This is a genomic window from Streptomyces sp. NPDC017993, from assembly GCF_044328065.1.
Taxonomy (GTDB): domain Bacteria; phylum Actinomycetota; class Actinomycetes; order Streptomycetales; family Streptomycetaceae; genus Streptomyces.
Window position 1 is genome coordinate 51,778 of sequence record NZ_JBIRGO010000019.1, and the last position, 13,057, is coordinate 64,834.

The following is a 13,057-nucleotide window of genomic DNA, read 5'->3' on the forward strand; positions in this document are numbered from 1 at the left end:
GCTCAGCCGGTTCGCGTGGCGGCGGAGCCGTCAGCTCAGCCGGGCGGCGATGTGGTCGCCGACCCTCAGAGCGTTGGCGATGGCCGTCAGTGACGGGTTCACCGCGCCGATGCTGGGGAAGAAGCTGGTGTCCACGACGTAGAGGTTGTCGAGGTCGTGGGCCTTGCAGTTGACGTCGAGCGCCGAACTCTCCGGGTCGTCGCCGAACCGCACGGTGCCGGCCTGGTGCGCCGTGGCGCCGATCGGCATGCCCTTGTGCAGGTAGATGCTGTGATCCAGCAGGTGGTGCTCGTGCATGCCCAGGCTCCCGAGCATCCCCCGCAGCTTGTGCTGGAGGCGATTCAATCCGGCGATGTTGTTCTTCTCGTCGAGGGCCAGGTGGATGTCGTCGTCCTTGTCGAGGGTGACCCGGCTCTCGGGCAGCGGAAGGTCCTCTCCGCACAGCCAGAAGTCGACGGCATGGTGCGCCAGTACCTCGAAGGGCATGTCGGGCAGGACCGTGCCTGCCCAGCGTGGCGCCTCGCCGTGAATCTGGTCGGCATCCGACTTGCCCAGCATCTGGATGCCGCCCAGCGGGTACTCCCAGTCGTCCGCGCCCAGGTACCAGTCGTTCAGCGCCAGGGTCTTCTGGAATCTGGTGGGGTTCGGTTCTTTCGACACCGCCATCAGCGCCAGGTTGTTGTGACGCATGTAGTGGCGTCCCACCACGTCCGAGCTGTTGGCCAGGCCGCCGGGGTGCTTGTCGTTGGCCGAACGCAGCAGCAGAACAGCGGAGTTGACCGCGCCGGCAGCGACCACCACGATGTCGGCGCTGAATTCCTCGGTCGCTCCGTTCTTGAGCTCGGCGACGACCCTGGTGACGGTGCGTCCGGTCGGGTCCGTCTCCAGGCGCCGCACATCGGAGTCGGTCACCATCGTGACGTTGTCGTACCGGAGCGCCGGGTCGACGCAGATCACCTGCGCGTCGGACTTGGCGCCCATCAGGCAGGGGAAGCCGTCGACCCGGTCGCAGCGGATGCAGACGCTGTCGTGGGTGGCCCGGCCGTTCTCGTCCTGGGTGAGGTTCACGCCGATGGGCAGGTGGAAGGGGTGCAGGCCGGCCTTCGCAAGATCGTCGCTGAGCTGCTGGATGCGCGCCTCGTGCTCGACCGGTGGGTAGGCGTACTGCGCGCCGGCCGGCCCGCCGGTGGGGTCCTCGCCGTGCCGGCCGTGCACCAGGTAGAGGTGCTCGGCCTCGGTGTAGTACGGCTCCAGGTCCTCGTAGCGGATCGGCCACGCCGGAGAGATGCCGTCGTGGTGGCGCAGCTCGCCGAAGTCCTCGGGCCGGAGCCGGAAGAGCGCGGCGCCGTAGAACTTGGTGTTGCCCCCGACGTAGTAGTTCACCTCCGGCGGGAACCGATTGCCGTGCCTGTCGTACCAGAACTCCGGCGCACGGTACTTGCCCTTGACGAAGACGGCGGTGGAGTCCCAGTTGTCCCGCTCCCGTGGCAGATAGCCGCCGCGCTCCAGGATCAAAACCCGCTTCCCCGTGGGGGCCAGCCGGTGCGCGAGCGTGCCGCCGCCCGCTCCCGTCCCGATGATGATGACGTCGTAGCGCTCGTCGTCGGCCATGCGAGGTCCCGTTCTAGGAGTCGATGACTGTCCTGGCCGTAAGCGCCCACCCGGAGGGACGGCTGCGCTGTGCTGTACCGGACGGGCCCTCGCGCAATCGGGACATTCGGTTTCAATTTTCAAAGTAACGGGTGGGCCGGCTGACGGCGACCCGGCCGATTCGAACGAATGTGCGGTCACTCGATCTCCCGCAGGGCGAGTACCGCCCTGTCGACGATCGCCTGTGGATCGGCCGACGCATCGACCGTCATGCCCGGCTCGTCCGGGCGCAGCGGCTCAAGGGCGGCGTACTGGGAGTCCACCAGCCGGGCAGGCATGAAATGGTCCACACGGCCTGCGACCCGGCGGTCGGCGGCCACTCGGTCGAGCGCCAGGTGCAGGAACCACACGCCTGGGCCTGCCCTGCGGAACAGATCCCGGTACGCGTACCTGAGGGCCGAGCACGCCACCACCCCGCCCTTGCCGGCGCCGGCTGCCTCCCGGATCCATGCGGCGATGGACAGCAGCCACGGCCGGCGATCGTCGTCGTCGAGCGGTCGGCCCGCAGCCATCTTGGCGCGGTTCGCGGCCGGGTGAACGTCGTCCGCCTCCAGGAAGGGCACCATGAGCCGCTGCGCGAGCAGCAGTCCCACGGTGGACTTGCCCGATCCCGAGACACCCATGACCACCACGACCGTGGGCACCGGGGTCACAGGACGGCGATGGGGTTGACCGGCGAGCCGGTGGCGTCCGGCAGCCTCAGCGGGGCGATCACGCAGAGGAAAGACCAGCGTCCCTCCGCCTCGCAGACCGGTGCCAGGTCCTCGAACTGCAGGTAGTCCAGCAGGTGAACGCCCATGGCGTGGACCGCCAGCACATGCACGGGGAAGGCGACGCCCTCGGTGGAACTCGGGGCCGTGTCGTTGTTCCCGTCGCCGCCGAGCACGGCGACCCGTCGGTCCGCCAGGAACTCCAGCGCGGACGGGTGGAGCCCGGCGCGCTCATGTGCCGTGTGCCAGGGCCCGAGTTCGGCGCGGCGCCGGCGGTGGCCGACCCGGACGAACAGGAGGTCGCCCTCGGTCACGCGGACGTGCTGGGCGGTCTCGGCCGCGAGGAGGTCGTCGGTGGTGACGTGGTCACCCGGTTCGAGCCACGGCACGCCGCGCAGCCGCGGGATGTCCAACAGCACGCCGCGACCGACGATCCCGTCGCGAGCCGTCTCGATGGAGAGCGCCGTCGCCCCGTCCGCCGTGACGCTGCTCGCGGCCACGCCGCCGTGCAGCGTGCCGTCGTAGATCACGTGGCAGAGGGCGTCGATGTGGCTGTCGGCGTCGCCGTGCACGTTCATCGCGAAGCGGTCCATCGCGAAGTGGAGTCCACCCGAGGTGTCTTCCTCCGGCTGCCCGTTCATCCGGTGCCTCGCGGGCTCCGGATTGTCCGGACCTGGCAGCGTCTCCACCGGCGCGGCGAGCGTGACCGTCCGGCCGGTCCGCACCTCCCGGGCGGCGGCCACGACCCGGGCAGGAGTGAGAGCGTCCAGAGCGCCCCGGTCAGTCGTGGCCCAGGCGGCGCACGAGCGCAGGCGCCGGTACAGCACGTCGAACTCGTCCTCGGTCAGCCGTGGCGGTCCTGCCGGACGGGCACGCGTGACCACCGGTCAGCGCCCCTGCTCCGCGTCGAGTGCCTTGTCGAGGGTGGTGGCCGCCATGATCAGCGACAGTTGGGTGAACGCCTGCGGGAAGTTGCCCAGTTGCTCCCCGCTCGGACCGACCTCCTCGGCGAACAGCCCGACGTGGTTGGCGTAGGTCTGCATCTTCTCGAAGGTGTAGCGGGCCTGGGAAAGCCGCCCCGCCCGGGCCAGCGCGTCGACGTACAGGAAGGTGCACAGACTGAAGGTGCCCTCGGAACCGCGCAGCCCGTCCGGTGATGCCGCCGGGTCGTAGCGGTAGACGAGGCTGTCGAAGACGAGCTTGCGGTCCATCGCGTCGAGCGTGGAGAGCCAGACCGGGTCCTTCGGGGCGATGAAGCCGACGCTCGGCATGAGCAGGAGGGAAGCGTCCAGGACGTCGCCGCCGTAGTGCTGGACGAAGGCGCCCTCGCTCTCGCTCCAGCCGCGTTCCATGACCTGCTCGAAGATGGTGTCCCTGGCGTTGCGCCACTTCTCCAGGTCGGCGGGCCTGCGGAACTGCTCGGCCAGAGCCATTGCGTGATCGAAGGCGACCCAGGACATCACCCGGCTGTAGGTGAAGTCCTGGCGGCCGCCGCGGGTCTCCCAGATGCCCTCGTCCGGCCGGTCCCAGGAGTCGGCGAACCAGTCCAGCATCCTGGCCAGCGCCTTCCATGCCGGGTAGGTGGCCTGCGGCATGATCTCGCGGCCCTGGGACAGCGCGTAGATGGCCTCGCCGTAGATGTCCAGCTGGAGCTGGTCGGCGGCGCCGTTGCCGATACGGACGGGGAAGGAGCCCCGGTAGCCCTCGAAGTGTTCGAGTGTCTCCTCCGGCAGGTCGGGGTTGCCGTCGATCCGGTACATCGTCTGGAGCGGCTCTGCCTCCTTGCCCTCGCGCTCGTGCAGCCTGGCCACCAGCCAGTGCAGGAAGGCGGTGGCCTCCTCGACGAAGCCGAGGTCCAGCATGGCCCGCACGGACAGCGCGCCGTCGCGTACCCAGGTGAACCGGTAGTCCCAGTTGCGCTCTCCGCCGACCTGCTCGGGCAGGCCCATGGTGGCCGCCGCGATCAGGGCGCCGGTGGGGGCGTAGGTGAGGAGCTTGAGGGTGATGGCCGAGCGGTGCACCAGCTCGGGCCAGCGGCCCCGGTAGCGGGACTTGCGCAACCAGTGCTGCCAGAACTGGCCGGTCTCCTCGACCTGTGCGGTGAGCCCGTCGACCGAGAGAGGTGCGGGTGCCTCGCCACCGGGCTCGCAGACGGTGAACACGGCGCCGCCCGACTCACCGGCGCTCAGCGTCACCCTGCCGCGCACGTCCTGGCCGTCCCGCGCCAGCGGGAAAGAAGCCTGCAAGTGCGCGTCCATCCCCGGGGACCGGAACAAGCCGCTGTTGTCGCCGAGTTCCAGATGGTGCTCGGCGCGGCCGTAGTCGAAACGCGGCCGGCACTCGAGCGTGAAGTCGACGGACCCCCGCACGGCACGCACGACGCGTATCAGGGTGTGACGGTCGGTAGCGGTGCGGGTTTGGTCCGGAGGCATGAAGTCGACCACCTCGCCCACCCCGTCCGGTGACATGAATCGGGTCACCAAAATGGCCGTGTCGGGGTAGTAGAGCTGCTTGCAGATCGCGTCGGGGTGCTCGGGGGCGAGCCGCATGTACCCGCCGCGGTCATGGTCGAGCAGGGCGGCGAAGACGCTGGGCGAGTCGAACCGGGGAGCGGCGAACCAGTCGACGACGCCCTGCGACGAGACGAGTGCGGCGGTCTGCAGGTCGCCCACCAGGCCGTGTTCGGCGATGGGAGGGTAGCGGTCCATGGCTGCTCCGCAGTCTCGGAAATGCCCCCCACGTCCACTATCGGCCACCCGGGTGGTCCTTGCCCGTCGGAGCCGGTCGACGACCGTTTGCCTTCGGCGCTGATCCCCCCCTCCGGGCGTTACCGAGTGGAGTCGGTCGGTAACAGATGGGCGTCGTTGTGGCGGTCGGTGCAGCGATCGCTCGTACGGCAGGTGAAGCGACCGTTTCGCCCGGCTGCTGCCCGTCGGCCCCAAGTGGGCGAACGCTTCGGCCGATTCCGCGCGCGGGAACGTGTTGCGCTTGACCGTGCCGGTGCGGGCCCGCACTCTCCCGACGAGAGGGCCGACACCGCAGGCCACCACTACGCCCGTGTCCACGAACGCCGGCCGGGCGAGCTGAGGAGGCCATGCGTGCAGGAGAGCCGCACCGGACGGCAAGTGACCCTCCGCCACGGCGCGCACAGTGCCGTCATCGTTGAACTGGGCGCGGCGCTCCGGTCGTACTCGGTCGGCGAGCGAGCCGTGATCGACGGATTCGGCGAGCAGGAACAGATCACCGGCGGGCGCGGCCAGATCCTGGTTCCGTGGCCCAACCGGATCCGCGATGGCCGGTATCCCTGGGACGGGCAGGACCTGCAGTTGCCGCTCACCGAGCCGGCCGGCGGCAACGCCATCCACGGGTTGCTCCGGTGGGTCGCGTGGCGCGTCGTGGAGGCGAGCGACAGCCGCGCGGTCCTGGAGGTTCCGTTGTGGCCGCAGCCGGGGTACCCGTTCCACCTCCACGTCCAGGTCGAGTACGTCCTGGGCGAGGGTGGGCTCGGCGTCTCCGTCGCCGCGCGCAACCTTGACGCGAGCGCCGCACCCTGCGGTTTCGGCCAGCACCCTTACGTCCTTGCGGGCACCGCGGTCGTCGATCAGGCGGTGCTGACGGTCCCCGCGCGGACGTGGCTGCGCACCGACGAGCGTGGCCTGCCGGTGGCCGCCGAGCCGGTCGCCGGGACCGACTACGACTTGCGTACGCCTCGGGCTCTCGGGTCGCTCGAACTGGACACCCCGTTCGGCGACCTCGACCGGGACGCGGACGGGCGGGCCGTGGTCCGTCTGGCCCACCCGTCGGGTGCGTTCGGTACGGACGTGTGGCTGGGTGAAGGCGCCGACTACGTCCAGCTCTACACCGGCGACGCCCTCCCGCCGGGGGAGCGCCGTCGCGCGGTCGCCATCGAACCGATGACCTGCCCGCCGGATGCCTTCCGTAGCGGCACCGGGCTCGTCACCCTCGAGCCCGGCGAGCGGCACACCGTCCGGTGGGGGATCGCTCCGTGGGGAGAGTGACGGCGCGCGTCCGCCGGAGTAGCCGTAACGCGGGCCCTAGGAGACCGGGTGTGGTCTTGGCTGACGCGCAGTGGGTCGCGGGCCGAGCCGTTGTTGCTCGATGCGGCGGCTCGCTAAATGCGTGGTGGCGCGGGGAACTTCGGCGGTAGGGTCCGGCCCGGCACGCGAGGATTCGTCAGGCTCGGCCATGCGAATCGGCTGATCATGAGAGGAACGTTCCGTGGAGGGATTCGATCCCAGGACGAGCTTCGGCTTTGAGGTGTCCCAGCGGTACGACGACGATCCACGCGGTGATGAGGACGAGACCGTCGCGTTCCTGGCCCAGCTCGCAGGGCAGCAGAACGCCCTGGAACTCGCAGTGGGTACCGGCCGGGTCGCGCTGCCCCTCCTGCGGGCGGGGGTACGGGTGGACGGGATCGAGCTGTCGCAGGACATGGTCGATCGGATGCGTGAGAAGCCGGGTGGCGATCAAGTGGACGTGACCATGGGCGACATGTCCCGCGTCACGACCGGCCGCACCTACGGGCTGGCCTACCTGGTCTTCAACACGATCGGCAATCTGCTCACCCAGGAAGACCAGGTCCGATGCTTCCAGAACGCCGCCGACCATCTCACCGACGACGGCGTGTTCGTCCTCGAATGCCGCATCCCCACCGCGCCCGCACGCCCCGGTCATCAGTACCTCGACACCGAGCAGGTCGGCCTTGAGCACGTCGACCTCGATGCCGGTCAGTACGACCCACTGACCCAGGTGCTCGACCTGAACCACATCCGCATCACCAGCGCGGGTATCAGGCTTTCCCCCATCAGGCTACGACTGGCCCACCCGCCCGAGTTCGACCTCATGGCCCGCATCGCTGGACTACGGCTTCGCGAACGGTGGGGCGGGTGGAACGGCGAGCCGTACACCGCGCAGAGCTGGCGCCACATCAGCGTCTACGAACGCGCAGAGCCCACGGCGTAAGAGACGCGCTGCCTTCCGGCGGGACCCGCCCCCGATGCGATCAGGAGGGCCCCAAGTCGGCGGACAGCCAGTGTTCCGGCTGCATGTAGATGGCGACGTGCTCACCGAGATGGGTGTGGTCGTACTCCACGAAGTCGGCGACCTTGCCGTGCGGGAGGTACCGCGCGGCCATCTCCCAGGATCGCTCGCGACTGTCCGGTTCTGTCCTGGTGACCGGCCCCTCCACCGATACGTAGCGCACCGTCGGCTCGGCCCGCTGCACCATGAGGCTGAACCGCCCTGCGGAGCGAATCGCTCGACCTTTTCGAGAATCCGGTCCCGTACGCACCCACAGGTCGCCGCCCGGCGTGTACTGGTACCAGATGGGCACTGTCAGCGGTGCTCGGTCCGGCCGCTCGACCACCGACAGTGCACCGATGTGAGGTTCCGCCAGAAATTGCTCTCGTTCTCGCCTCGACAGTGCCATGTGCCCGACCCTAGACCGACCGACAGCTCACAGACGTGCAGAAACAGGCCAAGGCGAGGTCGGGAGGTCTTTCGTCACCGGGGAGGAGATGGTGGGCGGCTTCGGCCCGGTGCAGCTGGTTATCCGGCCACGGACCCGGATACGGCTACGGCGTGGACGAACCGTCGGGTTCCCGCTGCTCGGTGACGGTGACGGTGATGGCCCGGGCGGGGCAAAGGACGGTGGCCTCGTGGGTGGCCGCGTGGTCCTGGTGGGGCGGCTGGGAGATCAGCAGCACCACCCGGCCGTCCTCGGTGTCCTGGTCGAACACTTCGGGGGCGGTCAGGGCGCACATCCCGGCGCCGACGCAACGGTCACGGTCGATGGTGACGGTGATGGTGGCAGCCACGGGACTACTCCTTGTCCCAGGTGACCGGGAGCTGGTGCACCCCGTAGATGGTCGAGAAGGTGCGCAGGGGCACCTCCTCGGGCGGGACGGCCAGGCGCAGCGTCGGGAAGCGGGTGAGCAGTGCCGGGAGGGCGACGCGCATTTCGACGCGGGCCAGTTGCTGGCCCAGGCACTGGTGGATGCCATGACCGAAGCCCAGATGCCCGGTGGCCTTGCGGTGCAGGTCGAGCGTGTCAGGGTCGGGGAAGCGCCTAGGGTCGCGGTTGGCGGCCTCCATCGACAAGGTGACCGTCTCCTCGGCCTTGATCAGCCGGCCGTCCAGCTCGACGTCCTCCAGTGCCGACTTGATGGAGGTGTGGGTGATGGTCAGGTAGCGCATCAGCTCCTCGACGGCCTGGTCGGCGAGGCCCGGATCGTCGCGCAGGGCGGCGAGCTGGTCCGGATTGCTCAGCAGGGCGAAGGTGCCGTGCGCGATCATGTTGGCGGTGGTGTCGAGGCCGGCGCCGAGCAGGAAGCCGCCGACACCGGCGAGCTCCTCATCGGTGAGGTCACTTGTGGTCAGGTCGCTGAGCAGGTCGTCGGTGGGATCGGCACGCTTGGCCAGTACCAGCGCGTACAGGTACTCCTGCAGCCCGGTCCAGGCCGCGTACCTCTCCTCCTCGGTGGACCTGAGGTCGGTCAGCGTCAGCGCCTGCCGCTGGAAGATCTCCCGGTCGGACGAGGGCACGCCCAGCAGTTCACAGATGATCAGTGCGGGGATGGGCTGCGCGAAGGCCTCCACCAGGTCCACCGACGGCCCCTGGCCCTCCATGGCGTCCAGGTGCTCCTCGGTGATCTGCTCCACACGGTCGGTCAGTTCGCGCATCCGGCGGACCGTGAACTTGCCGGCGAGCAGCTTCCGGTAGCGGGTGTGCTCGGGGGCGTCCATGCCGGTCATGTCGCCGACCGGTGCCGGGGGCAGGCCGCCTTCGGGCCCGCCGGGGAGCGGGTAGTGCATCAGCTCGTAGCGTGAACTGAAGCGGGAGTCGGCGAATATCGCGCGGACCGTGGAGTAGCCGGTGGCAAGCCAGCCCTCGTGCCCGTCGGGGTAGGTCATCCGACGGAGCGGTTGCTCCTCACGCAGCTGCGCCAGTTCGGCGGGCGGGTCGAAGGGGCAGCCGGTGGGGCGATTGATCGGCAGCTCGGAGAGCGGTGCCGCTTCCCCGGTGGTCCTGTCGGGCGAGTGGGGCGACGGTTCGTGCTGCATGGTTTCTCCAGAGGTGAGTCGGTTGCGGTGTTCCGAGGTGCGGCGCCGGGCGAGGTGCCGGGCGCCGCGAAGCGGCCGGTGCGCCGGGGCGTTCATCGCTTGGCGTCGCGGTCGAAGGCGGAGCGCGCCCACAGGTAGCCGACCAGGGTCAGACCGACGCACCAGATGAGCGCGAGGAGCCCGCTGTTGCCGATCCCGGTGCCCATCAGCAGGCCGCGCAGGGTCTCGATGACCGGTGTGAAGGGCTGGTATTCGGCGAACCAGCGCAGCCCGGCGGGCATCGACTCCGGCGGGACGATGGCGCTGCCGAGGAAGGGCAGGAACGTCAGCGGCATGGGCATGTTGCTGGCGGTCTCGACGTTCTTGGCGATCAGACCCATGGCGGCCGCCAGCCAGGTGAGCGCCAGGGTGAGCAGGGCCAGGAGGCCGGTGCCGGCGAGCCACTCGATGGGGGTGGCGCTGGGGCGGAAGCCCATCAGCAGGGCGACGCCGATGACCAGCGTGATGCTGAGCAGGGTCTGGATGACGCTTCCGACGACATGGCCGGTCAGGAACGCGGCGCGGGAGATCGACATCGTACGGAACCGGTTGACGATGCCCTCGGTCATGTCGGAGCAGACACTGATGGCGGTGGACAGCGCTCCGGAGGTCGCGGCCATCAGGATGATGCCGGGCGCGACGTAGTCGATGTACTCGCCGCCGCCGGTGGGCGCAGCACCGATGCCGCTCCCCAGGGCGCCGCCGAAGACGTAGTTGAACAGCAGCAGCATCACCAGGGGCATCGCGACGACCGAGACGGTCATGGAGGGGTAGCGCAGCGCGTGCTTCAGATTGCGCCGCACCATCGTCATCGAATCCCTGGCGGCGTAGGACACGGTGGTCATCGGGCGTTCTCCATCTGTGAGTTGGTCCCGGCGGCGGGCTGGGCCCGGCCGGTGAGGGTGAGGAAGACGTCGTCGAGGTCGGGGGTGCGCACGGTGAGCGACTCGGCGGTGATCGACGCGGCGTCGAGGGCGTCCAGGACGGCACGCAGGGTGGGGATGCTGCCGTCGCTGGGGATGTTCAGGGCTAGCGCTTCGTCGTCGCGGGTGTCGGAACCGAAGAGGGCGGTCGCCGCGTCGAGCCCGTCCATGTCGGTGAACTGGAGACGGATGTGTCCGCCGGGGATGAGGCGCTTCAGCTCCTCCGCGGTGCCTTCGGCGACCAGCTTGCCGTGGTCGAGTACGGCAATGCGGTCGGCGAGCTGGTCGGCCTCCTCCAGGTACTGCGTGGTCAGGAAGATGGTGACGCCGTCGTCGGCGACCAGGCCGCGGATGATCTCCCACATGGTGCGTCGGCTGCGCGGGTCCAGGCCGGTGGTCGGCTCGTCGAGGAAGATGATGCGTGGGTCGCCGACCAGGGTCATCGCGAGGTCGAGCTTGCGCCGCATACCGCCGGAGAAGGTGGCGACGGGCTTCTCGGCCGCCTCCGTCAACTCGAAGCGGCGCAGCAGCTCGGTGGCGCGCCGTCGGCCCTCGCGCCGGGGCAGATGGTGCAGGTCCGCCATCAGCATCAGGTTTTCGTGGGCGGTCAGCAGGTTGTCCACCGCCGAGAATTGGCCGGTGACGCCGATCGCGGCGCGTACGGCGTCGACGTCGCCGGTCAGATCGTGGCCCGCGATTCGCGCCTGGCCGGCGTTCGCGGAGATGAGGGTGGAGAGGATCTGGACGGTGGTGGTCTTGCCCGCACCGTTGGGCCCGAGCAGCGCGAAGACCGTGCCCTCGGGGATCTGCAGATCGATCCCGTCGAGCACCACCTTGTCGCCGTAGGACTTGGACAACCCGGTGACAGTGATCGCCGCGGTGGCCGCAGTCGCTGATGAGGTGTCGGTCGGTGTGGGCGTGGGACTGGTACCGGTCCTGGGCGTGGGACTGGGACTGGGACTGGGAGAAGTCATGGGCATGACAGTCCGCTCTCTATGCTGGGTGGGATGGTTGTTGGTCGTGAGCGGCGGCTCGCGTGGTCGAAACCCACCGCTCACGTGGGGTCAGGCGCGGCGGATGGCGACGTCACCGACGCTGGTGTTGGCCCTGACCTCGACCTTGTTGTCGGCGTCGCCGGGGCCCTCGGACGCGCCTAGGGAGTTGTGCACGCGGCCGACACGGGTGTGCACGTCGAGCCAGGCCGCGGTGGACTCGCGGATGCCGACGTCAAGATCGCCGACGGAAGCCTGGAGCGTGATCCGGCCACATGTCACTTCGCCGATCCGTACGGAACCGTTGGCGCTCTTGGCGTCGACCGAGGCGTGCGCGACGTCCACGGAGATGCGGCCGTTGGAAGAGTTCGCCTTCAGGCAGCCGGCGATCTCGCCGATCGAGGTCTCGCCGTTGCTGTTCTTCACCGTCGCCGAGCCCGCGATCTCGCCGATGTCGATCCGGCCCGCGCCGGTGATCTCGGCGTCTCCCGTCACTCGGTCCACGCTGATGCGGCCGTGGTCGGTCCTCAGGTGGGCGGCGGCCGCCTCTTCGACGCGAAGGGTGCCGAGCGAGGTCTTGAGCCTGCACTCGCCCAGACCGCCTTGGCAGATGAGGTCCGCCATGGGGGAGGTGGCGAGGACATCCGAGCCGGCCGGCAGTTCGACGGTCACGTCGAGCGAGCCGCTCTTGCCGAACAGGGAACGCTTCTTGGGGCCCTTGACCAGCAACTTGCCGCCCGAGCAGGTGACTTCGGTCTGCTGCGCGGCCCGTACGTCGGCGTCGTCCGCGCCGTTGCTCGGCAACACCTCGACGACCGTGTCGGTGCGCTTGCTTGCGATGATCCGCGCGGTCCCCAAGTCGAATTCGAGGGTGACGGAGATCGGCTGTGGAGTGTCGAAATATGGCATGGCTGTCCCGTCCTCTTGGCTGTGGTCCGCGTTCCCGCAGGTCAGGCGGGGCGCGGCAAGTGAGTGACTGAGTAAGTGAGGGAGAGGGGTCGGCTAACGGACCCAGCCCGTGAAGCCCTGCCCGCCCCGGGAGCGGCGACTGGCCGGGCGGGCTCGCTCGCCGGGCTGCTCCATGGCGGCGGCGACGGCCCGTACCAGCCAGGCGTTGACCGAGAGGCCCTCTCGTCCGGCGGCTTCCTCCACCCGGGTCTTGAGGTGGGCGGGCAGTCGGAAGTTGATGCGCGCGGTGCCGCCCTTGTCGTCGTCCGCAGAAAGGACGGGCGGCAGTGCGGAGACGTCCGTACGCTCGTCGGCCTCTTCGAACGCCTCCTGCCCCGGCGCCGGTGTCACCACGAACTCGGGGTCGAGCCCGCGCAGCCGCACATCGACGGAGCCCGGCGCCAGGTCACGGGTGACTTCCCCCATGGCAGCGGACAGTGCGCTCAGGAGGGTCAGCCGGGCGGCCGACTCCAGGGGTGCGGTGAGCCGCTCGGCCAGGGCGCGGGCTTCGTCTCCGCCGGCGTCCGCGGCGACCGCGAGCTCATGCCGGAGATTGTCGACGTAGGGCGTAAGGTCCATGACGCCACTATGGCACATCGGTGGTGCCATGGATAGTCGTGAGGTGTGGAGTCACCTGTCCACCCCCTCCCGGAGGGGTGGGTGTGAAGGGGTAAAGGGGTGCTGAACTCGATGGATGACCGTAAGTTAGGGC

General features: G+C 69.4%; 13 protein-coding genes. 2 read left to right on the plus strand and 11 right to left on the minus strand.

What is annotated here, in order from left to right:
• Positions 1-30: 30 nt before the first annotated feature.
• From ACH4FH_RS29650 to ACH4FH_RS29665, 4 genes are all read right to left on the minus strand, one after another.
• Positions 31-1,611, minus strand: coding sequence for a GMC oxidoreductase (locus ACH4FH_RS29650; protein ID WP_398559014.1), 1,581 nt, complete (start codon positions 1,609-1,611; stop codon positions 31-33).
• A gap of 176 nt (positions 1,612-1,787) precedes the next feature.
• On the minus strand, positions 1,788-2,303 hold the full coding sequence (locus ACH4FH_RS29655; protein ID WP_398559015.1) for a gluconokinase: 516 nt from the start codon (positions 2,301-2,303) through the stop codon (positions 1,788-1,790).
• Entirely contained in the window at positions 2,300-3,244 is a 945-nt protein-coding gene (locus ACH4FH_RS29660) for a cyclase family protein (protein ID WP_398559016.1), read from the minus strand. The genes ACH4FH_RS29655 and ACH4FH_RS29660 overlap by 4 nt, the downstream gene beginning before the upstream one ends.
• A gap of 3 nt (positions 3,245-3,247) precedes the next feature.
• A complete protein-coding gene (locus tag ACH4FH_RS29665) occupies positions 3,248-5,068 on the minus strand; it encodes a glycoside hydrolase family 15 protein (RefSeq protein WP_398559017.1) in 1,821 nt (606 codons plus the stop codon).
• A gap of 390 nt (positions 5,069-5,458) precedes the next feature.
• Here ACH4FH_RS29665 and ACH4FH_RS29670 point away from each other — a divergent pair, with 390 nt between their 5' ends.
• Both ACH4FH_RS29670 and ACH4FH_RS29675 read left to right on the plus strand, forming a co-directional pair.
• Positions 5,459-6,379, plus strand: coding sequence for an aldose 1-epimerase family protein (locus ACH4FH_RS29670; protein ID WP_398559018.1), 921 nt, complete (start codon positions 5,459-5,461; stop codon positions 6,377-6,379).
• Positions 6,380-6,599: 220 nt separating this feature from the next.
• Positions 6,600-7,343, plus strand: coding sequence for a class I SAM-dependent DNA methyltransferase (locus tag ACH4FH_RS29675; RefSeq protein WP_398559019.1), 744 nt, complete (start codon positions 6,600-6,602; stop codon positions 7,341-7,343).
• A 40-nt stretch (positions 7,344-7,383) separates the two neighbouring features.
• Here the strand turns inward: ACH4FH_RS29675 and ACH4FH_RS29680 are convergent, their stop codons facing one another.
• The 7 genes from ACH4FH_RS29680 to ACH4FH_RS29710 all read right to left on the minus strand — a co-directional run bounded on the left by ACH4FH_RS29680 (position 7,384) and on the right by ACH4FH_RS29710 (position 12,924).
• Complete coding sequence (locus tag ACH4FH_RS29680; RefSeq protein ID WP_398559020.1) at positions 7,384-7,809, minus strand: pyridoxamine 5'-phosphate oxidase family protein; 426 nt, start codon at positions 7,807-7,809, stop codon at positions 7,384-7,386.
• Positions 7,810-7,954: 145 nt separating this feature from the next.
• Positions 7,955-8,197, minus strand: a complete 243-nt coding sequence (locus tag ACH4FH_RS29685; protein ID WP_398559021.1) for a ferredoxin — start codon at positions 8,195-8,197, stop codon at positions 7,955-7,957.
• A gap of 4 nt (positions 8,198-8,201) precedes the next feature.
• The gene (locus tag ACH4FH_RS29690; RefSeq protein ID WP_398559022.1) at positions 8,202-9,443 is read right to left on the minus strand and encodes a cytochrome P450; all 1,242 of its coding nucleotides are present in this window, start codon (positions 9,441-9,443) and stop codon (positions 8,202-8,204) included.
• 92 nt (positions 9,444-9,535) lie between these two features.
• On the minus strand, positions 9,536-10,327 hold the full coding sequence (locus ACH4FH_RS29695; RefSeq protein ID WP_398559023.1) for an ABC transporter permease: 792 nt from the start codon (positions 10,325-10,327) through the stop codon (positions 9,536-9,538).
• On the minus strand, positions 10,324-11,262 hold the full coding sequence (locus ACH4FH_RS29700; RefSeq protein WP_398559024.1) for an ATP-binding cassette domain-containing protein: 939 nt from the start codon (positions 11,260-11,262) through the stop codon (positions 10,324-10,326). The genes ACH4FH_RS29695 and ACH4FH_RS29700 overlap by 4 nt, the downstream gene beginning before the upstream one ends.
• Before the next feature lie 207 nt (positions 11,263-11,469).
• Positions 11,470-12,306 carry a DUF4097 family beta strand repeat-containing protein gene (locus ACH4FH_RS29705; RefSeq protein ID WP_398559025.1) on the minus strand — a complete coding sequence of 279 codons (837 nt, stop codon included), beginning with the start codon at positions 12,304-12,306 and terminating at the stop codon, positions 11,470-11,472.
• A 93-nt stretch (positions 12,307-12,399) separates the two neighbouring features.
• Complete coding sequence (locus tag ACH4FH_RS29710; RefSeq protein WP_398559026.1) at positions 12,400-12,924, minus strand: hypothetical protein; 525 nt, start codon at positions 12,922-12,924, stop codon at positions 12,400-12,402.
• Positions 12,925-13,057 lie beyond the last annotated feature (133 nt).